A 24,853-nucleotide genomic window follows, 5' to 3' on the forward strand; every position below is an offset into this window, starting at 1 on the left:
CATTCATGAAAAAACAGTTAGTTAATATGAAGGGAACAAAGGATGGTTTTGTTCTTCATTTAGATGATCAATGTGCGTATGTCGATTTAGTAGAAGAGCTTAAAAAGAAAGTTTCAGAAAGCGGTATCGATAGTAAAGTAGATGTACAATTATATTTGGGCTATCGATACTGTTCTGAAGAACAAATCAAAGAGCTTATCAAAATTGTTCAGGAAACAGAGCAACTAATCGTTTCTAAGGTGCAAAGTGAAGTACTGACTGTCCATGAGAGCAACCAGAAAAGGATTGAAAGTCAACAAGATACATATTTTGGTGTGGTCAGATCGGGTCAAGTTCTGCGTTCACCGGGAGATATTATTATCGTAGGGAATGTCAATCCGAACGGACGTGTAGAAGCGGGTGGCAATGTGTATATCCTAGGGAAACTCAAGGGGATAGCGCATGCTGGTGTTCATGGTAATAAGGAGGCAATCATTGCAGCATCTTGTTTTGAGGCTACACATATCATGATCGCTGATCAGGTTCAGGCAATGTCGGACGAGCATGTAAAAGCAATTAAACATGAAGAGATGACTTGTGCATTTATTGACTATGATGGGCGCATTACGTACGATCAAATTCACGCGTTAAAAAATATTCGACCATTTTTAAATGTGTCTAAGGGAGGTAGCTAGTGTGGGAGAAGCGATCGTCATAACTTCAGGTAAAGGCGGTGTCGGAAAAACAACGACAACGGCTAACCTTGGGACTGCATTGGCACTACAAGGTAAAAAAATATGTTTAGTGGATACTGATATTGGCCTACGTAATTTGGACGTAATTTTAGGTCTTGAGAATCGAATTATTTATGATTTAGTAGACGTTGTTGAGGGACGTTGTAAGATTCATCAAGCGTTAATAAAAGATAAACGTGTAGATGAGAAACTATTTTTATTGCCTGCTGCTCAAACGACAGATAAAAATGCTGTTAAACCCGAGCAAATGAAGAGCTTAGTAGAAGAATTAAAAAGAGATTATGATTATGTTTTAATAGACTGTCCAGCGGGCATAGAACAAGGCTATCGAAATGCTGTTGCTGGTGCAGACCACGCAATTGTTGTAACAACACCAGAAATCTCTGCTGTGCGTGATGCAGATCGAATTATTGGCTTGCTAGAACAAGAAGACATTACTGCACCTAAACTAATTATTAACCGTATTCGCCAGCATATGATGAAAAGTGGTGATACTTTGGATGTTAATGAAATTACAACACATTTATCTATCGATTTATTAGGGATCATCGTAGATAACGAAGAAGTTATTTCATCATCCAATAAAGGTGAACCAGTAGTAATGGATCCTACGAATAAAGCATCTCTAGGTTATCGTAATATTGCCCGTAGAATACTTGGCGAGTCTGTGCCTCTTATGGCAATTGAAAATGAACATAAGGGTGTATTTTCAAAGCTAAAATCGTTATTTTCAAGATAATCATTAACCTTTTCGTGCATTTGTACGAGAAGGTTTTTTTCTTGTGCATGAATGGACATGCAATCTCATATAGTGTGAAAAAAGGATGAGGGCTTGTTTAAAAAATGGAAATGGTTGGTCACAATCCTGCTTGTGGCTGCGATTATGCTTGTCATACGTTTAGAGGATCAAGGTGTGCTGGAAACACCAGTGCGAAAACTTGTTACAACATCAGCAGATTTAGCCTATTTAAGTGAGCTCGGACAAAGCTGGTTAAATAAAGAGGATACGACAATTTTGGTATCGAGTGATGTTGGGCAAACTGAACTATTATCTTTTGCCAATGCGCAAGTTTTTAAGGAAGGTTTTTTATTGCAATATGACATGGGCCTACCGGTTTATGCTGGAAAGAATGGTCTTGTTGTTTTTACCGGCCATACAAAATATACTGGAAAAACAATGACGGTAAACTACGATGATGGGACAACTGTATCCTATGGTATGCTGGATAGTTTAGCTCAACTTCCATATACAACTGTGCAGGCAAACGATTTAATCGGCATGAAAGAGGCGGGACAACTCTATATCTCGATTGAAAAAGATAAGACACAATATAGTTTAGAGCAGATTGTACAGTGGCTTGAAACAGCGGCGTCCAATGAAAATTAAACTTCATCTTCTATGTATTCCTCTCGTATTTTTCATGATTTTTACTGGCCAAATTGCTTATTACGCCATTATTTTATTTTCGTTATTGTGGCATGAGGCGGGTCATTTGTTAACGGCAATGCTTTGTGGTGTTAAGGTGAAATCATGTATTATTACACCTTACGGAGGGGAAATAGAATTTGAAAATCCAGCGGTTGTGCCTGCAACGTCACTCCTTTGGATTGCCTTAGGGGGACCAATCGCTACAATATTAGGGATTGGCCTCGCTTTTTTTATGCCAGAACTACTTGCTACTAAGCTAATTAATGTGCAATTTGTGCTATTAGCAATCAATGTTTTACCGATCATTCCGTTGGATGGTGGCAGAGTATTTTTAGCGAGCTTATTTTTAGTTTATCCAAGTGCTCGTGCGTTTGAATATTACTACTGGCTTTCTCTTATAATTGCCTTTATACTATTCATGATAACTTTATGTTACCTGCCACAATCTATTTTTTTAGCAATTTTATGTTTATTTATATGGCTTCAAGTGTTAAAGGAATGGAATTATCGAAAATATCGTTTAGCATTTGAGAAATATGTAATGAATAGATTGACTTAAAATAATTCGTGTGGTAATATTTTAATGTTATTGTTTGTAGCACCTGTGCTACTACAACCGCACTGGAAAGGTTTAAGTATCGTATGATCACCTTTATAAGCAGGCGAGTCTGAGTCTATGAGGAGGTGCAGTAAAATGTACGCAATTATTGAAACTGGTGGTAAACAAATCAAAGTAGAAGCTGGTCAAGAAATCTATGTTGAAAAATTAGGTGTAGAAGCTGACGAGGTTGTAACTTTTGATAAAGTTTTATTCGTAGGTGGCGAAAACGTTAAAGTTGGAGCTCCATTCGTAGAAGGCGCTACTGTAACAGCTAAAGTTGTGAAAGAAGGCCGTGCGAAAAAAATCGTTGTTTTCAAATTGAAAGCTAAAAAGAACTACCGTCGTAAACAAGGTCACCGTCAACCTTACACAAAATTAGTTGTTGAAACTATCAACGCTTAATTGTGAGGTGTAGCGAATGATACAAGTTACGATTCATCACGATGAAAATAGACATGTGTCAGCATTCGAATTTTCAGGACATGCTGAATACGATGAATCTGGTAAGGATTTAGTATGTGCAGGAGCATCTACCATTGCCATTGGTACGGTGAATGCTATTTATGCATTATTACAATTACAGCCAGAAGTCGAACAAGCTGCTGAAGGCGGAGGCTATCTTAAGGTAGGTCTACCAACAGATATAGAGCCTGAGATTGATGCAAAACTACAGTTAATTGTCCAAGTAATGACTGCCCAAGTGTATTCAATGGTGCAAAATTACGGACAATACATCCAAATCAACTACAACCAAGTAGGAGGTGGAACACGATGAAATTATTATTAGCATTAGACCTTCAACTTTTCGCATCTAAAAAAGGTGTAGGTTCTACTAAAAACGGACGTGACTCTGAGTCAAAACGACTTGGTGCTAAACGTGCTGATGGCCAATTCGTAACTGGTGGTTCAATTCTTTACCGTCAACGCGGTACAAAAATTTACCCAGGTACAAACGTAGGTCGCGGTGGTGACGATACACTATTTGCTAAAGTTGACGGCGTTGTAAAATTCGAACGCTTAGGTCGCGATCGCAAACAAGTATCTGTATACCCAGCAACACAAGAAGCTTAATCTTTTATAAGATAACATAAAGCGGAGGACTGCATTTATTGCAGTCCTTTTTTTGGCTAAATTTCAACTTCTTACAGCAATTGTTTTCTGTAGCGAAAACAACACGATTTTTATCTGTGTGAAAGCAACAACAAAAAAATATCGATTGCTGCCGCTACGTTAGCACTGCGCTTTCGCACAAAAAAACATTTGCGGGCCTAAGCATAAAGCCGATTCGTGGCGCAATTTTGCCGAGGTATAATTGATTGAAGAATTAAGGGAAAAATACAGCAAAACTTGTTATACTAGTAAAGATAACTTTATTGGAGTGAATGGGATGAACAATCAATCACTAACCATTAGTGAGGTATTACGTTTTGCAAATCATGATTATGTGAATCAGCTTCAGCTTATTCGCATGAATTTAGATTTAGGTAGAATTGATGAATCAAAAAAACTTATTCAAGAGTATTCAGAGCAAATGCAAGTGCTTTCTATCCTTAATCGTCTACAATTACCGAAAACAATAGAATGGCTGCAAACAGCTGGCTGGCGCTATCCTTCATTACCGATGAAGATAAGTGGTGAGATCAAAAAATCTGTTACAAATACTATTGATACGGAAGTTGTAGACTATTTAAACAAAACAGTTATGCATGTTTATGATACATTAGATCCATTTACAGAGCAGAGTTTAGGGCTCGATGTACGTGTTGACGATCATACATTTGCCGTGACATTCACGTTAAATGGTCTATGGAGTGCTGATGCATTCACCGAAAAAGGTTTGAAACAATTAGACATTCGAACAATTGAACAGACGAAGACGCGCTGGCAATATGTCATGAATGCAAATAGGGAGTGAACTAAATGTTTGTCGATCACGTAAAGATTTATGTTAAAGGTGGCGACGGTGGAGATGGAATGGTTGCCTTCCGCCGAGAAAAATATGTACCGAATGGTGGTCCAGCTGGTGGTGATGGTGGACATGGTGGTAACGTAGTGTTTGAAGTGGAAGAGGGCTTACGAACATTAATGGATTTCCGCTACAAACGCCATTTCAAGGCTGACCGTGGTGAGCATGGTATGAGTAAAGGAATGCATGGTAAACGCGCAGACGATTTAATCGTTAAAGTACCACCAGGCACAGTCGTAATGAACGAAGAAACAGGTGCTGTTATAGCCGATTTAGTCGAGCATGGCCAACAAGCGATTATCGCAAAAGCTGGCCGTGGTGGACGAGGAAATTCTCGCTTCGCAACACCAGCAAATCCAGCGCCAGAGCTTTCTGAAAAAGGTGAGCCAGGACAAGAATTAAATGTTATATTAGAGTTGAAAGTTTTAGCAGATGTAGGACTAGTAGGTTTCCCAAGTGTTGGTAAATCAACACTTTTATCTGTTGTTTCTGCTGCGAAGCCAAAAATTGGCGCCTATCACTTTACAACAATTGTCCCTAATTTAGGAATGATTGAAACAGATGATCATCGAAGCTTTGCGATGGCAGATTTACCTGGTCTTATTGAAGGGGCACACCAAGGGGTAGGATTAGGTCATCAGTTTTTACGACATATTGAACGTACGCGTGTTATTGTCCATGTTATTGATATGTCAGGAATGGAAGGCCGCGATCCGTACGAGGATTATTTAACGATTAATGAAGAGTTAAAGCAATATAATCTTCGTTTAACAGAGCGTCCACAAATTGTTGTTGCCAATAAAATGGATATGCCTGATGCAGAAGAAAAATTAGAGGAATTCCGCAAAAAAGTGGGAGAAGATATTCAAATTTTCCCGATATCAGCTGTTTCACGTCAAGGTTTAAAAGAATTACTATTTGCTATAGCTGATTTACTTGAAGTAACACCTGAATTCCCACTATATGATGATATAGAGGAGCAATCCGAAGCAACAGTCATGTACAAACATGAAGCAAAAGGTGAAGATTTCGTCATTACTCGTGATGATGATGGTGCATTTATTATTAGTGGTTACGCAATTGAACGCCTATTTAAAATGACTGACTTTAGCCGTGAAGATGGTATTCGTCGATTTGCTCGTCAATTACGTGCAATGGGTGTGGATGAGGCTCTACGCGAACATGGAGCTCAAGATGGCGATACAGTTCGTCTGCAAGAGTTTGAATTTGAATTTGTCGATTAAGACAAGAGTTTTAGGGGGAAGCGTATGAAGAATGTTGCGAATCAGCGATATTATTTAGTTCGTGAAGATGTTTTAACGGATGCTATGCAAAAAACTTTGGAGGCGAAACACTTACTTTCAAGTGGTTCGGTATCTTCCATTTGGGATGCGGTAAAGCAGGTGGATTTATCGCGTAGTGCGTTTTACAAATATCGTGATGCTGTATTTCCTTTTCATTCAATTGTGCAGGAACGCATTTTAACAGTCTTTTTACAGCTTCAGGACCGTAAAGGAACACTTGCAAAGCTTTTAGAAACAGTAACAAATACGCATTGCAATATACTGACTATCCATCAAACAATACCGATTCAAGGACGTGCTAATGTTACATTGTCATTAGATGTCACTAGTATGACATGTGAACTTGATGATTTAATACAGCAACTCAAACGTTTAGATTTTGTCGAGTCAGCAGAAGTAATTAGTTCTGGTGCATTGTAATGACTAAAAGCAAGCTTGAATTTTAAATAGAATGTAAATAGCTCAAAAGGAGCAGTCCTATGTAGTGGTATGATATCGCTTCATGGGACAGCTCCTTATTCTATAACCGAAGAGAAGGAATGCAATTCAAAGTGATTTTCATGGGTTGAGAATTCTGAATCTTTCCATTAGTGAAATTTAAGGATACCATTTGTTAGAACGTTGTCATGTGTATAAGTTGATTAGAGTTAGGGTGGATAAAAATGGTTAATAAACACACTTGGAATTTTAATATAAAATAAAAAGCTACAAGTTGTAGTGAAGGAGGTAAAGTAATGACAGAGCAACAATGGGAAAAACGAATTGGATATTTAGGACCGGAGGCATCATTTACATACTTAGCAACAAAGGCAACCTTTCCGAACGAGTGGCTTGTCCCTTGTTCTACAATACCAGAATGTATTGAGGCAGTAGCAGAGGGAAAGGTAGATCTAGCAGTTGTACCACTGGAAAATGCTTTAGAAGGCTCTGTATCGTTAACGCTCGATTATTTATTTCATGAGGCGACCCTATATGTGACAGGTGAGCTTCTGTTAAAAATACAACAGCATTTAATGGTCAATAAAGCGCAAAAGGAGAAGTGGGAATCGATTACAGGTGTTTATTCACATCCACATGCGCTAGCTCAATGTCATAAATACTTATTTTATCGTTTCAGCCATGCTCCGTTACATCAAACGACATCAACAGCAGCAGCTGCTAAATTTGTATCTGAAAATCCAAACGAGTGCATTGCTGCGGTTGGAAATGCAGCGGCAGCCGATAAATATGGCTTAGAAATCGTTCAACCTAATATTCATGATTTCCATTTTAACCATACACGCTTCTTCGTATTATCTAAGCAAAATAGACGATTGCCGCAAGAATTATCAGAAGGACAGGCAAAGACTACATTCATGATTACACTGCCAACGGATCGTTCAGGGGCATTACATCAAGTGTTATCAGTATTTGCATGGCGACAGCTCAATTTAAGTAAAATCGAATCACGACCTTTAAAAACGGGCTTAGGCGATTATTTCTTTATGATTGATGTATTGGCAGATGAAAAGGAGCCTATGATGCGTGGGGCTATGGAGGAACTAGCTGCTCTTGGTTGCAAGGTGAAGTCGCTTGGTACATACTTTACTTATCTAACGTCGGATGAGTAATATAAGTGGCTAGGAGGAATCATTGTGGGCGGCATTATTTTGTTTGACGGGGTGTGCAATTTCTGTGATCGTAGTGTGCAATTTATTATCAAATATGATCAGGCAGCATATTTTCAATTTGCGTCCATCCAAAGTGATAGTGGGCAGGCATTACTTGCACAATACGAAGTACCAGAAAATATTGATAGTGTCATATTAATTGAGCATGGAAAGGTATATTTTGAATCCACAGCAGCACTTAAAATCTGTAAGAGGTTAGATAGTATTTGGCCTGTCTGCTATATTTTCATCCTTATTCCTCCAGCTATGCGAAATAAAATGTATCGACTATTTGCTAAAAATAGATATCGTCTTTTTGGGCGAAAAGAAAAATGTTTATTGCCAACACCTTCACAACGAAAAAGATTTCTCTAACTCTGAAGCTATCCATTTAACGTGGATAGCTTTTTTTTAGAAATGGCAATAGTATGCTCCACATGAATATGGAACAAATGAAATCAGCCTCTTCGAATAAATAGAAAACTGCTAGTCCCCGTGAAGGGCTAGCAGCTACATGAAATATTTGGTTTTACACGTTATTGATCTACAACTAAATAACCTTTTTTTTCTAAAGTAAGCTCAATTAAATCTAAAATTTCAACAGAAGGGGCAGAAATAACATGGAGATGTGTACCACCTGTTAGATCAGATAAATAACTTGCTTGTGTTTCGTTGACACGCTGAATAAATTTTTTTACCTCATGACGGTTAGAAATCATAATCGATGCGGTGATGTCCCCGTAAATTGGATGTTCAACAATCACATTTTTTACTGTACCACCGCAATCAACGATTGTTATAAGTTCGTCTTCTGCATCCTCTGCAGTGTGGAAGCAAGGAATTGTACGTTCAACAGCATGATGTAATTGTTCCTGGTGCATATAGAGATATCCTTGGCTAGTTGCGATAATAGGTTCATTTCTAGCCTTTAACAATGTCATATCATTGACAATGACTTGTCTGGAAACATTAGCGAATTTAGCTAGGTCCGTCCCTGTAATAGGTGCTGTGCTTTGTTTTAATTGCGCTAGGAGTTGCAGTCGGCGTTCTTCGCCTAACATTTTTTTCATAAGAGATCACCTCTGCGAGTAATAAAGGAAGCAGTTTTCCTTAAAACCTAGTGTACCATGAAGCATTTCCAACTGCGTGAAATTTTTGTATCCAAATGAAACATTGAACATATGATACGAAGAGAGGAAGGGAGGAAAAAATTGCGTATTCATATTGTCCAAAAGGGAGACACGTTGTGGAAGATAGCGAAAGAGTACGGAGTTTCGTTTGAAGATTTAAAGCGGCTTAATGCCCATCTTGCTAATCCGGATTATATTGTACCGGGCATGGAAATTATCCTACCTGAAAAAATAAACAAAGAACCGCATAGAGAACCACATAGAGAACATCATCGAGAAACAGATTGGGGAATGCATAGAGAAGGGCATAGAGAAGGACATAGAGAAGGGCATAGAGAAGGCCACAGAGAGGGCCACAAGGAACACATGCATAAAGAACATATGCACAAGGAGTCACCTACAAGGCATGTTAAAGAAAAAGAGGTACAGAGACCGATGCCGCCACCAATTATTGTACCACCACCACCAATGCCAGAACCACAGATGATTCCAATTCCTTATCCAATGCCGATGCCGATGCCTCAGCCAGCGCCTGTTGAGCTTAGCTGGAATCAAAACGTTGTCATGCCAAGTGTAGAGCAAACTGTATCTCCAATTCAAATTCAACCACAACCACAGCCTGTAGCCCAACCGGAGGCGCCACCACCAGCACCAATGCCGCAACCGATTTTTATCATGCCACAAATGCCGGCAGTACCACATTGTGCTAGCTGCCATCAGCCAGTACATCATCATATGTATTGGCCGATGCCAATGCCAATGCCGATGCCTATGGAACCGCAAGTTGAGGCGTATACGATGCCAGAACAACCAACATGTGATATGGGATGTGAAAAAGTTGCTGGGGCGGAGGAGTTTTTAGAATCTAGTACATCTCCATTCTTCCCTATGAATCCAGAATTTCAACCTATGCCGGAAATGATGCCGGAAATGGAACAGCCATGTGGTTGTCATGCACAGCCAGTCATGATGCCGACTTGGCAAATGGACCAATGTTTCTGTCCGCCACCATGCCCACCGCCGTGTCCATCACATTGCCATATGCCACATTCCCATATGCAACATTCGGTAGGACCATGGATGTCACCGCACTTTTACCCAGGCGGGATGACGCCTTATCGATGGTGAAAAAGCGTATATAATTGAAGAAGTAAAGCCGAATATTTGGAAGTATAAATATCAATCCAATATTTATTTTGTGAAACGAGCAAAACAGATAGAAATAGCAGAAAAGGTAAGGGCTATTCATAGACAGCTTGGCCATCTGGAACCCTCGCTGATTTTACCTTTAATGAAAAGTGATGATGAGTATTTAATCGTGCAAGATTGGCAAGAAGGCAGTCATAGTGCTAATTTTGCACATAAAAAGGATCGAAAGGAATCACTCAAACTATTAAATACATTACATGATACACATAAAAAAATTGCTTGGCAGCGAGTTCCAGGTTTGCACACCTATTCACAGCTTTTAAAATGGCAAATGCGTCATATGCGCTTTAAAAGCAGACGGAATGAATTTCGTGCATTTTTAACAAAAGAAGAAATTAATCAAATTTCACATTATAGTGAAAAATCGTTACAGCTAATCGCACTGGAAGACCTACCTGAAAAAGAAATAACGCTTTTACATGGCGATGTCGTACATCATAATTTTTTATGGTGCTCAGATGGGCATTTACGTTTAATAGATTTTGATTTGGCTCACCTTGGGGAAGCGGATGATGAATACATCTTATGGTTGCATCGAGTATTGCCGGCTGTTGATTATGACCTTGGTAAAATATTTGCCGAGCTACCAGAGCTGAAAAGATTAGATAAAAGAAAACTACATCGTTTAAAATATCCAAATGAGCTATTACGTGAATGGCTTTTTGCAGTAGATTTGCCATTAGATCAACAGATGATATTTTTAGATTATTTAGTGCCATTTACAAAAAGAGCTCTCACATATTGGCCAAAACTGTGGTACGATATTGATAAAATGATAAAGAAATGACCGTCTTTTGGCGGTCATTTTTGTATGTGGACGACGAGTTGTGTTATTTCTTATAGTCGAGCATTCGTTCGTAATATGCTATAATCGAAGACGATGATTGTGAGGGAATATAGAATGTATGATTATTTAAAAGGACAAGTAAAGCGTGTAACTCCTGAGTATATCGTCCTTGAACAGCAAGGGATTGGCTGGCAGCTGAATACACCAAATCCATTTGCGTTTAGGACATCACCCCTTGAACAACAAATTTTTGTTCACTTGCATGTACGTGAGGATGCACAAGTGTTATATGGCTTTCCGAATTTAGACCAACGAGAGCTATTCCGTAAACTTATTTTAGTGTCAGGAATTGGACCAAAGGGTGCGCTTGCAATTTTAGCTACTGGGAACCCACAACAAGTTATAAGTGCAATTGAGCGTGAGGATGAATCGTTTTTAGTAAAATTTCCAGGTGTGGGTAAGAAAACGGCACGTCAAATGATTTTAGATTTAAAAGGTAAACTTGGCGGGTTATTGGAGACTATAGAGTTACCTAGTACAGAAGATGAGCTACCGTTATTTGGTGTAAATCCATTTAAACATGAGCTTGAAGAAGCGATTCTTGCCTTAATGGCACTTGGTTATTCTGAAAAAGAATTAGAAAAAATTCGTCCACAGCTTGAAGAAAACGACAAGCTTGAAACAACAGATGCATTTATGAAGCAAGCTTTACAATTGCTATTAAAGTTAAAATAGTGAAAGGGGGGGAAGTACATGTCTGAACGTATGATGGCTAGTGAAGCAGGTAGCTATGATGAACAGTTTGAATTATCTTTGCGTCCACAAAGATTAGCCCAATACATTGGTCAGCATAAAGTAAAGGAAAATTTACAAATTTTCATTGAAGCGGCAAAGCTTCGTCAGGAAAGTTTAGATCATGTGCTGTTATATGGACCGCCTGGACTTGGTAAAACTACATTAGCGGCTGTTATTGCTAATGAAATGAATGTCAATGTGCGCATGACTAGCGGCCCTGCGATTGAACGTCCTGGAGATTTAGCAGCTATTTTAAGCTCACTGGAGCCAGGAGATGTACTATTTATCGATGAAATCCATCGCCTGCCTCGTGCAATTGAAGAAGTGCTTTATCCTGCCATGGAGGATTTTTGTTTAGATATTGTCGTTGGTAAAGGCCCTGAAGCACGGTCTGTTCGACTTGATTTACCACCATTTACACTTGTCGGTGCAACAACAAGGGCAGGAGCATTATCAGCACCTTTAAGGGATCGCTTTGGCGTATTATTACGATTGGAGTATTATGATAATACATCGCTGGCAGAAATTGTCGTACGAAGTGCGCATTTATTTGATGTTGAGATCGAACAAGTAGCAGCACTTGAAATGGCTACACGCTCGCGTGGTACACCCCGTATTGCGAATCGCCTACTGAAACGAGTACGAGATTATGCACAGGTGCTCGGAGATGGTATGATAACGGAGGGACTTGCTAAGCAAGCGCTTGAGCTATTACAAGTCGATCCTAGAGGGCTTGACCATATTGACCATAAACTTGTGACCAATATGATTGAGCGCTTCCGTGGAGGCCCTGTAGGCTTAGATACGCTGGCAGCTTCTATTGGCGAGGAACGCGTTACGATTGAAGATGTGTACGAGCCATATTTAATGCAAATTGGCTTAATCCAGCGGACGCCACGTGGACGTGTGGCAACACATTTAGCCTACGAACATTTTGGATATGAATATCCCCAACAAACCTAGAAGAAGGAAGTATTTTCATGCGTGTAGAAGATTTTGATTTTGAATTGCCAGAAGAGCTTATTGCACAAACACCACTTGTGGACCGAACAGCTAGTCGTTTAATGGTAGTGACGCCAGGCTCAAAAAATGTAGAGCATCATCATTTTGCTCATATATTAGATGAGCTAAAAGCTGGAGACTGCCTTGTGTTAAATGATACAAGAGTCTTACCAGCGCGTTTAATGGGCGTTAAAGAGGAAACTGGTGCTCATATAGAAGTACTGCTATTAAAGCAAATGGCAGGTACAGATGAATGGGAAACGCTTGTTAAACCAGCTAAACGTGTAAAAGTTGGCACAGTTGTAACATTTGGAGATGGCTTACTGACAGCTATTTGTACAGGAGAGCTTGATCATGGTGGACGTACATTTGAGTTTAAATATAATGGGATTTTCTATGAAATTTTAGAGCAACTTGGTGAGATGCCACTACCTCCGTATATTCGTGAAAAATTAGCGGACAAGGATCGTTACCAAACTGTTTATGCAAAAGAGCGTGGCTCAGCTGCAGCACCAACAGCCGGCTTACATTTTACAGAAGAATTACTAGAGCAAGTAAAAGCAAAAGGGGTCGAGGTTGTATTTATCACTTTACATGTGGGGCTTGGAACCTTCCGTCCTGTAAGTGTAGATTCCATTGAAAATCACGAAATGCATGCCGAATTTTATAGTGTAACGGAAGAAACCGCATCTATTATAAATCGGGTAAAGAGTAATGGTGGAAAAGTGATTGCTGTAGGTACAACCTCTACGCGTACATTAGAAACGATCGGCTCAAAATATGGAGGCGAAGTGCGAGCGGAACAAGGTTGGACGTCTATTTTCATTTATCCAGGATATGATTTTACGATTGTAGATGGTTTAATCACAAACTTCCATTTACCAAAATCAACCCTTGTAATGCTTGTAAGTACGCTTGCGACAAGAGAAACAATTTTAAGTGCATATCAACAAGCTGTAGAAGAAAAATATCGTTTCTTTAGCTTTGGTGATGCTATGTTTATTCGTCCAAAAGGAGAATAAAGAAAAAATCGGAGTACTGTTTTTACTTTAGATAAGAGAGGAATTTTTTATACTATGACACAACCAGCAATTCGTTATGAGCTACTTCATACTTGTAAACAAACAGGAGCGCGCCTTGGCATCGTGCATACACCGCATGGCTCTTTTGAAACACCAGCATTTATGCCTGTAGGTACACAAGCAACTGTTAAAACAATGTCACCTGAGGAATTAAAAGAAATGAATGCAGGTATTATTCTGTCAAATACGTATCATTTATGGCTTCGACCAGGTAATGATATTGTGAAGGAAGCAGGAGGCTTGCATAAATTTATGAACTGGGATCGCCCGATTTTAACAGATTCAGGTGGTTTCCAAGTGTTCTCACTTAGTCAATTCCGCAAAATTGAAGAAGAAGGCGTTCATTTCCGTAATCATTTGAATGGGGACAAACTGTTTTTAAGTCCAGAAAAGGCGATGGAAATTCAAAATGATTTAGGTTCGGATATTATGATGGCTTTTGATGAATGTCCACCTTATCCTGCGACATATGACTATATGCTGCAATCAGTAGACCGTACAACACGTTGGGCTAAACGTTGTAAAGAGGCTCATAAACGAACAGAAGATCAAGGTCTATTCGGTATCATTCAAGGGGGAGAATTCGAGGATTTACGCCGTCGTTCTGCAGAAGCGTTAGTAGAGTTAGACTTCCCAGGTTATGCAATTGGCGGACTATCAGTAGGTGAACCTAAAGACGTGATGAACCGCGTATTAGAGTTTACAACACCATTAATGCCAGCGAATAAACCGCGATATTTAATGGGTGTAGGGTCACCTGACTCATTAATTGATGGTGCTATTCGAGGCATTGATATGTTTGACTGTGTATTACCAACACGTATTGCCCGTAATGGCACATTAATGACATCTGAAGGCCGCTTAGTTGTTAAAAATGCAAAATATGCACGTGATTTCGGACCAATTGATCCGAACTGTGATTGCTATACATGTAAAAATTATTCACGCGCTTATATTCGCCATCTAATTCGTACGGAAGAAACGTTTGGTATCCGTTTAACGACTTACCACAACTTACATTTCCTACTGAAGCTAATGGAACAAGTACGTGAAGCAATTCGCCAGGACCGTCTTGGTGATTTCAGAGAAGAATTTTTCGAGAAATACGGCTTTAACGGACCGAATGCAAAGAACTTCTAATATTTAGTAAAAATATCATGTAAATTTGTGTGAAATGAGAATATTTCTAGCAAAACATTGTCATTCTTAGAAAAAATATTAGTAATACAGAAAAATTTTGGGCTTGTCCATCGCTTTTTTATGGTGGAATAGTCTATACTAAATAAGAATTGGAAAGGGGGCAAGAATGATGGAACAACTATTAGGATTCGCACCAATATTATTAATGTTCGTTGCAATGTGGTTTATTTTAATCCGCCCTGCTAAAAAGAGACAGCAGGAAACACAAAATATGCAAGGTAATTTGCAACGTGGAGATAAAGTTATTACAATCGGTGGCTTACATGGTGAAATTGACTCAATTGAGGACACAGCTGTGACATTAAAAATCGCAGATAATGTGCGCGTGAAATTTGATCGTCAGGCAATCGGACGTATTGTTAATGACTAAATTTTTTCTGCAAAGGCGTTGTCCAACTATAATGGACAACGCCTTGCTCATATAAATAGCTTTGTCAAAATGTAATAATCCGTTTGACAAGGCTTTTTTTTGTATAAAAAGTAACTTACACGGTCACCTTAGTATATGATGGGGGTGCCTGTATGGGAGAATATTTAACGATTATTTTTAGAACAATCTTTTTATATGTGTTTATCCTAATAATTTTTCGTTTAATGGGTAAACGAGAGGTCGGCGAATTGTCTGTAATCGATTTAGTCGTATCCATTTTAATGGCTGAGGTTGCAGCATTTGCACTCGATGATTTCAAAAGTCCTTTATTTAAAGTGATTTTACCAATTATCATTTTGTTTTTCATACAAATAATAACTGCCTATATTTCACTTAAAAATAAAAAATTTCGTGACCTAGTTGATGGTGATCCAGTCTTACTTATAAGAGATGGTGTTATTTTAGAAAATGAAATGCGCAAGCAACGCTACAATTTAGATGATTTGTGTCAACAATTACGCGAAAACGGGAATGCATCCGTTACAGATATTGCTTATGCCTATTTAGAGCCTTCTGGCAATCTGTCCGTATACCAAAAAGATGAAAAAGCATTTGTTTACCCACTGATTATAGATGGTGATATTCAAGATAGGCATTTAAAGGTCTTGCATAAAGATACTGATTGGTTAATGGCAGAGCTTGCTAAAAATAATATTACAGATAGTAACACCGTATTTTTTTGTGTTTGGGAGGAAGATCGGCTTCATATTCAGCTGAAAGAATCTTAAACTTTCTTAGCAAGCTTACGAAGGTAGCGCAAATCAGTGATGCGTAACTGGTTGGAAAATAGTAAGAAAGTAAAGAGTAAAAATAAGGTTACACAGCTACTTAAAACAAAGGGCAATGGCATAACTTGCATCAGGAAATACTGAGAAACACAAACAGCAATAAAGCAACCATAAGGAACGACAAACATTCTAAATCCAGCACGCAAATTTTTACGCTGTCTGACTGTTGCAATATGCAAGAATGAGGTTAATAACACGCCGAAACCAATTGCTACAACGGCACCTTTTTCCTGTATACCGGGCTGAGAAGCAAGGACGAACATGACAAAGAGCTTACCAAGACCACCGTAGATAGAGTTCATCATGGCTGCACGAGCTTCACCGATTGCTTGTAATATAGAGTGCAATGGGCTTTGTATATAATAAAAATAAAAAATAGGGGCTAATATTTTCACATACCCTCGATTTTCTTGTAAGTGAAAGAGCTTCATAGCTAAGTCGTCCCCATGAACAAAAAAGTAAGTAGCGGCAACGCAGCCCACTAAGGATGATAGCCGTAATGAGACAGAAATACGTTCCTGTAAGAGCGGTATATGCTGACGTGCAACGGCGTCACTAACAGCCGGTATAAGAACGATCGAAAGAGCGGCTGATACAAAAGCCGGGAATAATAATAGCGGGACTAGTACACCCGAAATAACCCCATATAAAATTGTTGCTGCGGAGGCTGTTAATCCAGCCATTGTTAAAGCCTTTAAAAAAATGATTGGCTCTAAAAACCAAGTAAAAGATCCAAACAGCTTGCTTCCAGCAGAAGGAAGAGCAATCCGTAACATCGGAGAGGACGGATATGCCTCGATTTTGCTTTTTCGTGTCAATAATTTTTTCTTTGAGACAATATAATGCATCCACAAATACAAGAAAGCAACGACTTCAGCTAAAAGTGTAATACCCATTGCAGAGGCTGCGGTTACGGCAGCGTTATCATAGGCAGCTACAAAGGGTAGCGTAAATGTGATAAAGCTAATGCGGATAATTTGTTCAATCATTTGAGCCCAAGCTGTCGGTGTAATTTTCGCAATACCCTGTAAATAAGCGCGCAATAATCCAGAACCAACTGACACTGGTACAGCAAAGAGTGCAATCCAGAGCGTAATTGTTGTTTGTTCATTATGTAAAAGCGTAGTCGAGATATATGGTATAGTAAGTGCAACAATCGGCATAAAGATGATCATTCCAATAAATGACCAAAGAATAGCCGTACGCATAACACCATAGATGTCTTCGCGTTTGTTTTTTGCTAGTAACTCTGCTACAATTTTTGCCACAGCAATAGGTAGTCCAAGTTGAATGAGTGAGATGAAGAAAATGAACGCCGGATAGACGGTCATATAAATGCCGACTGCCTCTTCACCAGCGATACGCATAAATTGCATTCTATAAAAGAAGCCAAAAAGTTTAGATAAAAAAATCACAAACATTAAAAATAGTGTACCCCGTACAAAAGAACTCATGCCATCCGTCCCTTCTCAAGCCACAAAAATTCATTTACACTATTTGTATGCAAACATGTCTTACGATACAACTTTGATTGGAGATGATTCAAAATGAGTATGCAGCATGAGCAACTATTTGAAAAAATTCGTCCTGCAATTGATAGTAAGATGGAAGAGTTTAAACATTATCAATACGATGCGATTACAGCCGAAGAACTATGGCGCTATTGTGTAGAGAAGAAATGGCGTAAAAAAAATATTGAGCAATTACATTTACATGAAATTATCGCAACTATTTTTGCCGTATCGCCATCCGATATCGTATCATTTAATCAAGTAGAATTTTTACAAAGTAATGATTGGTTTACAGAATTAAATACGGAAGAGTTAAAAATGCTACTTGGTCCGGTTAAAACTTAAGAAGAATATGTGAAATTTGTCAAATAATAAAAGAATACTAAAAGTGTTGAATTGACACCAAGCGCAACGTGTTTCATAATGAGTGTGTTGCGCTTTTTTTATTTGTATAAGTATATTTATTCAAAAACCTCCTTAAAATTCTTTTCTGAATTTGGAGGACTATACCTATTCATCAATTTGCGCGTTATGAACGATTGAAATAAGTAGAGCAACCTTTTTGAAGCACAGGCAACATTATTCTAAAGGAAAAGGAGGAATAAACGTTTCAAAAGGACTTGCTAGTAATACTTGTTTGTAGTGTAAGGGGTTTCCTTACACCAATTCGAGGAGGATTTATAAATGAAACTAAAAAGTCGTATAGTTGCATTCGTACTAATAATGGTTATTTTTGCTGCAACCATCGGTACGACTGTAAGCGGCGTCTTAAAGGACATTAAGCTAGGCCTTGACTTACAGGGCGGGTTTGAGGTTCTTTATGAGGTGAAAGAATTACACAAGGGCGAAAAAGTTACACCAGGTGTTTTGTCTGCAACTGCAACAGCTCTTGGTGAACGTGTAAATGCTATCGGGGTAAGTGAACCGAGCATTCAGGTTGAAGACAAAAACCGCATTCGTGTGCAATTAGCGGGTGTTGAAGACCAAGAATCTGCACGTAAATTATTGTCTACGTCTGCGAATTTAACATTCCGTGATGTCGATGACAATATTTTGCTGGATGGTAAGGACTTAAAGCCAGGTGGCGCAAAGGATTCCTTTGATCAGCAAAATCGTCCGATTGTTTCGTTAAAGTTAAAGGATGCGAAAAAGTTTGCTGATATCACAAGTAAAATTGCCGCTAAACCAGCAGGTCAAAATTTACTCGTTGTTTGGTTAGACTTTGAAGAAGGTGTTGATTCATATAAAGCTGAATCACAAAAAGCGAAGCCTCGCTATGCATCTGCAGCAACAGTTAACCAACGATTAGATACAACAGATGTAATGATTAGCGGGAACTTCACAGTTGAAGAAACAAAAAATCTAGCGGGTATTTTAGATGCTGGGGCACTTCCTGTTAAACTAAATGAAATTTATTCTACTTCAGTTGGTGCACAATTCGGTGACCAAGCACTTAAAAGTACAATTTTTGCAGGTGTTGTGGGTGTAGTAATAATTTTCTTATTTATGCTATTCTACTATCGTTTACCTGGCTTTATTTCCATCATTACGCTTGCTATTTTCACTTTCCTAGTACTAGTTGTATTCGACTGGATTAATGCGGTGTTAACACTTCCAGGTATCGCAGCTATCGTTCTCGGTATAGGGATGGCGGTAGATGCGAATATTCTTGCTGCAGAACGTATTCGTGAAGAATTACGTGTCGGTTATTCGGTTAAACAAGCATTCCAGATTGGCTCGAAGCAGTCTTTATCAGCAATTGTCGATGCACAGCTAACTACATTATTAGCGGCAGCTGTATTATTCCAATGGGGGACAAGCTCTGTTAAAGGATTTGCGACAACTTTAATTATTAGTATTTTACTAAGCTTCTTAACTGCTGTTTGGGGTTCTCGTGTACTATTAGGTTTACTTGTTAACAGTGGCTATTTCAACAATCCAGCCTGGTTTGGTATTGCAAAATCGAAACAGCATAGCTTAGATGAAAAAGTAGAAACATTAGATTTATCAACGAAATTCGATCGTTTTGACTTTGTCCATAACCGTAAGAAATTCTATACATTCTCATTAGCAATATTAGTGGCTGGTTTAGTGGTTCTTGGAATTTTCCGCTTAAACCTAGGTATTGATTTCCAAAGTGGTACTCGTGTTCAAGTTGAATCGGATCAAACTTTAACTAAAGAAGAAGTATCTAAATACTTAGATAGTATCGGTTTCTCATCTGAAGATATCGTTTTAGCAGGTGAAAAGAACAACTCTGCGGTTATCCGTTATAAAGATGACCTATCGCAAGCAGAAATTTTAAAATTCAAAAAAGAAGCAGGCGAAAAATATGGTCATGAACCTGGAGTAAGTACAGTGTCACCAACTGTCGGTAAAGAGCTTGTGAAAAATGCTATTAAAGCATTAACCCTTGCAGCTATCGGTATCATTATCTATGTAGCGGTTCGTTTCGAGTGGCGCATGGGTATTGGGGCAATTGTCTCATTACTACATGACGTATTCTTAATTGTTGCTGTATTTAGCTTTATGCGCTTAGAAGTGGATATTACATTTATAGCAGCTGTGCTGACAATTGTCGGTTATTCGATTAACGATACAATCGTTACGTTTGACCGAATGCGAGAAAACTTAAATCGATATGATACGATTAAAGACCGTGAAGTGTTAGCGGATATTGTAAACAAATCATTACGTCAAACGATGGGTCGATCTGTTAACACAGTGTTAACGGTTATTATCGTGACAGTGTCACTTCTTATTTTAGGAGCACCGTCGATTGAAAACTTCTCAATCGCGTTATTAGTTGGTTTAATCACAGGTATGTATTCTTCCATTTGTATTGCCGCACAAATCTGGTATTCACTTAAAGTTCGTGAAATGAAAAAATCAGATGGTCAAATACACAAAAAAGAGAAAAAACAATGGGGTACTGACGAGCCTACTGTTTAACATAAGTCTTTAAAACAGGGAAAAGAAACATTTCTTTCCCTGTTTTTTCATGTCCCAAAAGAGGAATTTCCTCCTGAACATAAAATGCCGAAGCGTTGATTTAACAACGCTTCGGCATTTTTGAATGCAAGTAATTTTGTTGTAAAAGGAACTGATTAAATCCAGTGGATTCGCTTTTGTTCAATTTCCTTTAGGTAAAGGCAGTCTGAATTCATAAACCAAAAGAAACTCTCCATCAACAGAATAAGAATTAAATACATTGGATAAGTACTTTTATTGAAAATCGTATGTTTAAAATATGAGTTTTTCCCGTACATATAGCATCAAATTTGGATTTCAATATATGTAGAAGAAGTAACGAAAAATGGACTTAGGTATTTTGGCGTAATGTAGTATGGTTTATTTATATTATACAAAAAGAAGGGGGTCATGTGATGGATAGGGATTTAAATGCATCATTAAATTTAGCAACATATGGAAAAGTGGCGGCTTAGCGATTTTCAAAACACTGTTAATATGTACGATTCGTTGTATCGGAATTTACGCCCTCGGAGTGTGATACCAAACGAGAGTAGCTTCGGCAAAACCGGTCACGTAGAACAGGGAAATAAATAAACTTTATAGATTTTTATAAGGTTTTGGCAACGAAATTTTAAATTAAAAACAAAATTGCGGTATAAAAAATTTTAGTGAAAGGAGTCTTTCTTTATGTATGAATATCAAAAAGTAAAGAGAAAAATTAAAAAATTATATATGTATGGTGCAACGATTGCTTTTGTAGCTTGTACTTCACCTTTTGTGAGTTATCGATCTGCTCAAGCTTTAGTGGATTCAACAAACGAAAATACAGCCGGGATTGAAGCAAGCGACGATTCAACAAACGAAAATACAGCCGAAATTGAAGCAAGCGACGAATCAACAAACGAAAATACAGCCGAAATTGAAGCAAGCGACGATTCAACAAACGAAAATACTGCCGGAATTGAAGCAAGCGACGATTCAACAAACGAAAATACTGCTGGAATTGAAGCAAGCGAAGATTCAACAAACGAAAATACAGCTGAAATTGAAGCAAGCGACGATTCAACAAACGAAAATACAGCCGAAATTGAAGCAAGTGACGATTCAACAAACGAAAATACAGCTGAAATTGAAGCAAGCGACGATTCAACAAACGAAAATACTGCAGAAGACGACTTGGACATATACCAAGCTGTTCTCCAAGACGATTTCGACTTAAACAACTTTTTAGACAAACTTCTTCAAGACAAAACGTTGGACGAAAAAATCATATCCCTTCAGGGTATAAACATAGACAAAGTAATCGATAGCCTTATCAAAAATAGAAAAGGGGAATCTATTTTACCATTCATAGAAGCTTACGGTGAACTTAGAAACGATCTAATTACCCAGAGAGATCAGATCATGTACGAAAATGAAGACGACATCTACCAAGCTGTTCTCCAAGATGATTTCGACTTCAACCAATTTTTAGACAAAGGTTTTCAAAACAAAACTTTGGACGAACAAATAGATTATTTTAATGCTATAGACGCTAACATAATAAAAGGGTATCTCGGAGGGGATAATGAAAAACAACAACAATTCTTAGAAGCTTACAATAATATTAGAAACGATCTATCTTACGAACTATACGAACAATATCTCGGAGAAATAGCAGAAGACAAAGCATACAACGACCTATTCAGAGCTATGCTCCAAGGCGGACGCGACTTCTACTTACCAAACTTTTTAGAAAAAGTTTTCCAAAACAAAACTTTTGAAGAACAAAAAGATTATTTTAATGCTCTAGACGTTGACTTAGCCGTCGACTTCGACAAAATAGATGAGTTTCTTAGGGCAGCAGAAAGTTATCAATTATTTGACGGTATCGGTTACTGGCGTCTAAGAAACAATCTAGACGTAGAGAGAAACAATCTACGCGTAGAGAGAGGAAAAAGTGGAGACGACATATACAAAGCCTATCTTTATGACACTTTATACAAAGCTCTTCAAAACAAAACTTTGGACGAACAAATCAAATATCTTAAGCCTATTACCGTTAACCCCCTTTCTGAATACAACGCGACGACTGCTTCTATTAATAATTTTTATAACATGGGCCTAGCCGAAGGTGAAGTTTACTCTAAAATTTTTAAGATACTATTTCTCGAAGGTGTATACGAAAATACAGCAGAAGACAGCATATACAGAGCTGTTCTCAAAGATATTTACCAAGACAACTTCGACATAACCCAATTTTTAGACAAAGTTCTTCAAAACAAAACTTTGGACGAACAAATCAAATATTTTAAGGCTATAGACCAGTCCATAGTAAACTATATGGCTCAATCTTATACGTATGATGGATATAGCGGTTCCTACTTCTGGCATGATTTAACCTTTTTTTATAACAATCTAGATATGAGAGTGTCAGCAGAGAGAGTGTCAGCAGAAGACAACATATACCTGGCTGCTCTCCAAGACAACTTCGACTTAACCCAATTTTTAAAAAAAGTTCTTCAAAACAAAACTTTGGACGAAAAGATCGAATATATAAAGGAGAAAGACTTTGGATTCATTGAGTTAATCAACAAAAACAAAAAAGTAGACTTAGATGACCAAAGATTTAAGTCTATATTCTATGCCTCTCACGAAGGGGACTATTTGACAGTTATATACAAATTTTTGAATTTCGATGATGATGGGGTGTACGCTTTACACTTTAAGGGTGGTAAAGGGCAGGAAGAATTTGATAGTAGGATGGAATGGGAATCGATTGTATACCCGGAAGATTATTGGACGGTTGATACAGTTGAAAAATCGTGGGAAGAGATTGCTAGTGCATTTGCAAAAGGAAGAATGGCACCATTAGAATCAACATTATCGAATTTTAGATATTTTTCTAATGGCCCGTATATTAATGAAAGTTTTCATGGTTGGTATCTCAATGAAGATTATGATGCATTTAATTCTATGATATATGACAGTATATCTGATTTAAAGGCGTTGTATTCTGGAACTAACATTCACCCTGTTGATATTTATTTTTCTGATACAGATATGTTAACTCAAGTGGGTTGGTCGGGTCCACTTTGGAGCTCTCCATTTTGGGGAGTGTTTATTACAACAAGCGATGGTAAGGTATACCGTTCTACTCTTCAATATAACACCCCAGTTGGTTTTCATTTATATACAGAGTACAACATGATTGATAAAGGTGGGGAAGAAGGGTCATCCAACGAAGTACCGCCCGGAGGTGAAACAGGCGAAGGGTCATCCAACGAAGTACAGCCCGGAGGTGAAACGGGCGAAGGGTCATCCAACGAAGTACAGCCCGGAGGTGAAACAGGCGAAGGGTCATCCAACGAAGTACCACCTGGAGGTGAAACAGGCGAAGGGTCATCCAACGAAGTACAACCTGGAGGTGAAACAGGCGAAGGGTCATCCAACGAAGTACCACCCGGAGGTGAAACGGGCGAAGGGTCATCCAATGAAAATCCAGCCGGTGACGAAATAGGCGAAGAGCCAGCAACCGAAAATCCAGCCGGTGACGAAATAGGCGAAGAGCCAACAAACGAAAATCCAACTGGTGACGAAATAGGTGAAGAGGCAACAAACGAAAATCCAGCCGGTGACGAAATAGGCGAAGAGCCAGCAACCGAAAATCCGGCCGGTGACGAAACAGGCGAAGAGCCAACAAACGAAAATCCAGTCGGTGACGAAACAGGCGAAGAGCCAGCAAACGAAAATCCAGTCGGTGACGAAACAGGCGAAGAGCCAGCAAACGAAAATCCAGCCGGTGACGAAATAGGCGAAGAGCCAACAAACGAAAATCCAGCCGGTGACGAAACAGGTGAAGATCCAACAAATGAAAATCCAGCTGGTGACGAAACAAACGAAGATCCAACAAACGAAAATCCAACTGGTGATGAATCAAGCGAAGATTCACCAAACGATAATAAGACTATAAAAAGATTTGAGGACTCACCTTTCGGCCGCCGAAGATTTGATATAAATGAGGATTATGTAACGGTAGAAGATGAAGATGAACATGTATCCAGCTATTTTGAAATCTCCGTATCAGGCGATTAGATGATTGTGGTCATTTGTGTTTTTTAGCAGTACTGCACTTCAATTAGCGTCTAGCAATTGAGGTGCGGTTCATCTTGTGAAGGGTTATCTACTGTACCTAGAAACGCACTGTGCCAAATATTATGCAGCCCATTCTATATTCGCAATTGGATTTTGTAAGCTACATTTAGTTAGTTGACATCTTATTTT

General features: G+C 38.6%; 25 protein-coding genes and 1 other annotated feature. Of the genes, 23 read left to right on the forward strand and 2 right to left on the reverse strand.

All coding sequences use genetic code 11. The annotated features are described in order from the left end of the window. The first annotated feature begins 5 nt into the window (after positions 1 to 5). The 12 genes from minC (at position 6) to MWJ95_RS12740 (ending at position 8,058) form a co-directional block, all read left to right on the forward strand. Positions 6 to 674 carry a septum site-determining protein MinC gene (gene minC, locus MWJ95_RS12685; protein ID WP_249072737.1) on the forward strand — a complete coding sequence of 223 codons (669 nt, stop codon included), beginning with the start codon at positions 6 to 8 and terminating at the stop codon, positions 672 to 674. A gap of 1 nt (position 675) precedes the next feature. Next, complete coding sequence (gene minD / locus MWJ95_RS12690; protein WP_249072736.1) at positions 676 to 1,473, forward strand: septum site-determining protein MinD; 798 nt, start codon at positions 676 to 678, stop codon at positions 1,471 to 1,473. Between the two features lie 93 nt (positions 1,474 to 1,566). Continuing rightward, positions 1,567 to 2,121, forward strand: a complete 555-nt coding sequence (locus MWJ95_RS12695; protein ID WP_249105846.1) for a M23 family metallopeptidase — start codon at positions 1,567 to 1,569, stop codon at positions 2,119 to 2,121. Continuing rightward, positions 2,111 to 2,722 carry a site-2 protease family protein gene (locus MWJ95_RS12700; RefSeq protein ID WP_249072734.1) on the forward strand — a complete coding sequence of 204 codons (612 nt, stop codon included), beginning with the start codon at positions 2,111 to 2,113 and terminating at the stop codon, positions 2,720 to 2,722. Before MWJ95_RS12695 ends, MWJ95_RS12700 begins: the two co-directional genes overlap by 11 nt. Positions 2,723 to 2,767: 45 nt before the next feature. Then, positions 2,768 to 2,843 (forward strand) — a sequence feature (ribosomal protein L21 leader region). Positions 2,844 to 2,857: 14 nt separating this feature from the next. After that, a complete protein-coding gene (gene rplU / locus MWJ95_RS12705; RefSeq protein WP_053484819.1) occupies positions 2,858 to 3,166 on the forward strand; it encodes a 50S ribosomal protein L21 in 309 nt (102 codons plus the stop codon). Positions 3,167 to 3,182: 16 nt separating this feature from the next. Next, the gene (locus tag MWJ95_RS12710) at positions 3,183 to 3,539 is read left to right on the forward strand and encodes a ribosomal-processing cysteine protease Prp (protein ID WP_249072733.1); all 357 of its coding nucleotides are present in this window, start codon (positions 3,183 to 3,185) and stop codon (positions 3,537 to 3,539) included. Continuing rightward, a complete protein-coding gene (gene rpmA, locus MWJ95_RS12715) occupies positions 3,536 to 3,835 on the forward strand; it encodes a 50S ribosomal protein L27 (protein WP_024363181.1) in 300 nt (99 codons plus the stop codon). The genes MWJ95_RS12710 and rpmA overlap by 4 nt, the downstream gene beginning before the upstream one ends. Positions 3,836 to 4,151: 316 nt before the next feature. After that, complete coding sequence (locus MWJ95_RS12720) at positions 4,152 to 4,679, forward strand: Spo0B domain-containing protein (protein ID WP_249072732.1); 528 nt, start codon at positions 4,152 to 4,154, stop codon at positions 4,677 to 4,679. Between the two features lie 5 nt (positions 4,680 to 4,684). Next, positions 4,685 to 5,974, forward strand: coding sequence for a GTPase ObgE (gene obgE, locus MWJ95_RS12725; RefSeq protein ID WP_249105848.1), 1,290 nt, complete (start codon positions 4,685 to 4,687; stop codon positions 5,972 to 5,974). A 24-nt stretch (positions 5,975 to 5,998) separates the two neighbouring features. Further along, complete coding sequence (locus MWJ95_RS12730; protein WP_249072730.1) at positions 5,999 to 6,454, forward strand: ACT domain-containing protein; 456 nt, start codon at positions 5,999 to 6,001, stop codon at positions 6,452 to 6,454. Positions 6,455 to 6,768: 314 nt separating this feature from the next. Continuing rightward, complete coding sequence (gene pheA, locus MWJ95_RS12735) at positions 6,769 to 7,644, forward strand: prephenate dehydratase (RefSeq protein ID WP_249072729.1); 876 nt, start codon at positions 6,769 to 6,771, stop codon at positions 7,642 to 7,644. A gap of 24 nt (positions 7,645 to 7,668) precedes the next feature. After that, positions 7,669 to 8,058 carry a thiol-disulfide oxidoreductase DCC family protein gene (locus tag MWJ95_RS12740; RefSeq protein ID WP_249072728.1) on the forward strand — a complete coding sequence of 130 codons (390 nt, stop codon included), beginning with the start codon at positions 7,669 to 7,671 and terminating at the stop codon, positions 8,056 to 8,058. A 161-nt stretch (positions 8,059 to 8,219) separates the two neighbouring features. On the opposite strand, the gene MWJ95_RS12745 is transcribed toward MWJ95_RS12740, so the two are convergent. Further along, on the reverse strand, positions 8,220 to 8,753 hold the full coding sequence (locus tag MWJ95_RS12745) for a transcription repressor NadR (RefSeq protein WP_249072726.1): 534 nt from the start codon (positions 8,751 to 8,753) through the stop codon (positions 8,220 to 8,222). A gap of 141 nt (positions 8,754 to 8,894) precedes the next feature. Here MWJ95_RS12745 and MWJ95_RS24495 point away from each other — a divergent pair, with 141 nt between their 5' ends. The 8 genes from MWJ95_RS24495 (at position 8,895) to MWJ95_RS12785 (ending at position 16,046) form a co-directional block, all read left to right on the forward strand. Beyond that, positions 8,895 to 9,941: a LysM peptidoglycan-binding domain-containing protein gene (locus MWJ95_RS24495; RefSeq protein WP_283175748.1), complete on the forward strand. Its 1,047-nt coding sequence runs from the start codon at positions 8,895 to 8,897 to the stop codon at positions 9,939 to 9,941. A 70-nt stretch (positions 9,942 to 10,011) separates the two neighbouring features. Beyond that, positions 10,012 to 10,809: a phosphotransferase gene (locus MWJ95_RS12755; RefSeq protein ID WP_249072725.1), complete on the forward strand. Its 798-nt coding sequence runs from the start codon at positions 10,012 to 10,014 to the stop codon at positions 10,807 to 10,809. Between the two features lie 114 nt (positions 10,810 to 10,923). Then, positions 10,924 to 11,544: a Holliday junction branch migration protein RuvA gene (gene ruvA / locus MWJ95_RS12760; RefSeq protein ID WP_249072724.1), complete on the forward strand. Its 621-nt coding sequence runs from the start codon at positions 10,924 to 10,926 to the stop codon at positions 11,542 to 11,544. A gap of 18 nt (positions 11,545 to 11,562) precedes the next feature. Beyond that, on the forward strand, positions 11,563 to 12,567 hold the full coding sequence (gene ruvB, locus MWJ95_RS12765) for a Holliday junction branch migration DNA helicase RuvB (RefSeq protein WP_249072723.1): 1,005 nt from the start codon (positions 11,563 to 11,565) through the stop codon (positions 12,565 to 12,567). Positions 12,568 to 12,584: 17 nt separating this feature from the next. Next, on the forward strand, positions 12,585 to 13,628 hold the full coding sequence (queA, locus tag MWJ95_RS12770) for a tRNA preQ1(34) S-adenosylmethionine ribosyltransferase-isomerase QueA (protein WP_249072722.1): 1,044 nt from the start codon (positions 12,585 to 12,587) through the stop codon (positions 13,626 to 13,628). A gap of 54 nt (positions 13,629 to 13,682) precedes the next feature. Beyond that, positions 13,683 to 14,828, forward strand: coding sequence for a tRNA guanosine(34) transglycosylase Tgt (gene tgt, locus MWJ95_RS12775; protein WP_249072721.1), 1,146 nt, complete (start codon positions 13,683 to 13,685; stop codon positions 14,826 to 14,828). A 169-nt stretch (positions 14,829 to 14,997) separates the two neighbouring features. Beyond that, positions 14,998 to 15,258, forward strand: a complete 261-nt coding sequence (yajC, locus tag MWJ95_RS12780; RefSeq protein ID WP_249072720.1) for a preprotein translocase subunit YajC — start codon at positions 14,998 to 15,000, stop codon at positions 15,256 to 15,258. A gap of 152 nt (positions 15,259 to 15,410) precedes the next feature. After that, a complete protein-coding gene (locus MWJ95_RS12785; protein ID WP_249072719.1) occupies positions 15,411 to 16,046 on the forward strand; it encodes a DUF421 domain-containing protein in 636 nt (211 codons plus the stop codon). Here MWJ95_RS12785 and MWJ95_RS12790 read toward each other — a convergent pair. After that, complete coding sequence (locus MWJ95_RS12790; protein ID WP_249072718.1) at positions 16,043 to 17,560, reverse strand: putative polysaccharide biosynthesis protein; 1,518 nt, start codon at positions 17,558 to 17,560, stop codon at positions 16,043 to 16,045. The two genes, MWJ95_RS12785 and MWJ95_RS12790, sit on opposite strands and share 4 nt — an antisense overlap. 93 nt (positions 17,561 to 17,653) lie before the next feature. Here MWJ95_RS12790 and MWJ95_RS12795 point away from each other — a divergent pair, with 93 nt between their 5' ends. From MWJ95_RS12795 to MWJ95_RS12805, 3 genes are all read left to right on the forward strand, one after another. Continuing rightward, positions 17,654 to 17,962, forward strand: coding sequence for a post-transcriptional regulator (locus MWJ95_RS12795; protein ID WP_249072717.1), 309 nt, complete (start codon positions 17,654 to 17,656; stop codon positions 17,960 to 17,962). Between the two features lie 339 nt (positions 17,963 to 18,301). Further along, a complete protein-coding gene (gene secDF / locus MWJ95_RS12800; RefSeq protein ID WP_249105852.1) occupies positions 18,302 to 20,569 on the forward strand; it encodes a protein translocase subunit SecDF in 2,268 nt (755 codons plus the stop codon). 708 nt (positions 20,570 to 21,277) lie between these two features. Beyond that, positions 21,278 to 24,664, forward strand: a complete 3,387-nt coding sequence (locus MWJ95_RS12805) for a hypothetical protein (RefSeq protein ID WP_249105854.1) — start codon at positions 21,278 to 21,280, stop codon at positions 24,662 to 24,664. Positions 24,665 to 24,853 lie beyond the last annotated feature (189 nt).

It is taken from the genome of Lysinibacillus sp. Bpr_S20 (assembly GCF_023337835.1).
GTDB lineage: Bacteria > Bacillota > Bacilli > Bacillales_A > Planococcaceae > Lysinibacillus.

What these genes read in the sequence shown, in the direction of transcription:
- minC (WP_249072737.1), top strand. Translation starts at nt 6, where the DNA reads ATGAAAAAACAGTTAGTTAATATGAAGGGAACAAAGGATGGTTTTGTT.
- MWJ95_RS12700 (WP_249072734.1), top strand. Translation starts at nt 2,111, where the DNA reads ATGAAAATTAAACTTCATCTTCTATGTATTCCTCTCGTATTTTTCATG.
- rplU (WP_053484819.1), top strand. Translation starts at nt 2,858, where the DNA reads ATGTACGCAATTATTGAAACTGGTGGTAAACAAATCAAAGTAGAAGCT.
- MWJ95_RS12710 (WP_249072733.1), top strand. Translation starts at nt 3,183, where the DNA reads ATGATACAAGTTACGATTCATCACGATGAAAATAGACATGTGTCAGCA.
- rpmA (WP_024363181.1), top strand. Translation starts at nt 3,536, where the DNA reads ATGAAATTATTATTAGCATTAGACCTTCAACTTTTCGCATCTAAAAAA.
- MWJ95_RS12720 (WP_249072732.1), top strand. Translation starts at nt 4,152, where the DNA reads ATGAACAATCAATCACTAACCATTAGTGAGGTATTACGTTTTGCAAAT.
- obgE (WP_249105848.1), top strand. Translation starts at nt 4,685, where the DNA reads ATGTTTGTCGATCACGTAAAGATTTATGTTAAAGGTGGCGACGGTGGA.
- MWJ95_RS12730 (WP_249072730.1), top strand. Translation starts at nt 5,999, where the DNA reads ATGAAGAATGTTGCGAATCAGCGATATTATTTAGTTCGTGAAGATGTT.
- pheA (WP_249072729.1), top strand. Translation starts at nt 6,769, where the DNA reads ATGACAGAGCAACAATGGGAAAAACGAATTGGATATTTAGGACCGGAG.
- MWJ95_RS12745 (WP_249072726.1), bottom strand. Translation starts at nt 8,753, where the DNA reads ATGAAAAAAATGTTAGGCGAAGAACGCCGACTGCAACTCCTAGCGCAA.
- ruvA (WP_249072724.1), top strand. Translation starts at nt 10,924, where the DNA reads ATGTATGATTATTTAAAAGGACAAGTAAAGCGTGTAACTCCTGAGTAT.
- ruvB (WP_249072723.1), top strand. Translation starts at nt 11,563, where the DNA reads ATGTCTGAACGTATGATGGCTAGTGAAGCAGGTAGCTATGATGAACAG.
- queA (WP_249072722.1), top strand. Translation starts at nt 12,585, where the DNA reads ATGCGTGTAGAAGATTTTGATTTTGAATTGCCAGAAGAGCTTATTGCA.
- tgt (WP_249072721.1), top strand. Translation starts at nt 13,683, where the DNA reads ATGACACAACCAGCAATTCGTTATGAGCTACTTCATACTTGTAAACAA.
- yajC (WP_249072720.1), top strand. Translation starts at nt 14,998, where the DNA reads ATGGAACAACTATTAGGATTCGCACCAATATTATTAATGTTCGTTGCA.
- MWJ95_RS12785 (WP_249072719.1), top strand. Translation starts at nt 15,411, where the DNA reads ATGGGAGAATATTTAACGATTATTTTTAGAACAATCTTTTTATATGTG.
- MWJ95_RS12790 (WP_249072718.1), bottom strand. Translation starts at nt 17,560, where the DNA reads ATGAGTTCTTTTGTACGGGGTACACTATTTTTAATGTTTGTGATTTTT.
- MWJ95_RS12795 (WP_249072717.1), top strand. Translation starts at nt 17,654, where the DNA reads ATGAGTATGCAGCATGAGCAACTATTTGAAAAAATTCGTCCTGCAATT.
- secDF (WP_249105852.1), top strand. Translation starts at nt 18,302, where the DNA reads ATGAAACTAAAAAGTCGTATAGTTGCATTCGTACTAATAATGGTTATT.
- MWJ95_RS12805 (WP_249105854.1), top strand. Translation starts at nt 21,278, where the DNA reads ATGTATGAATATCAAAAAGTAAAGAGAAAAATTAAAAAATTATATATG.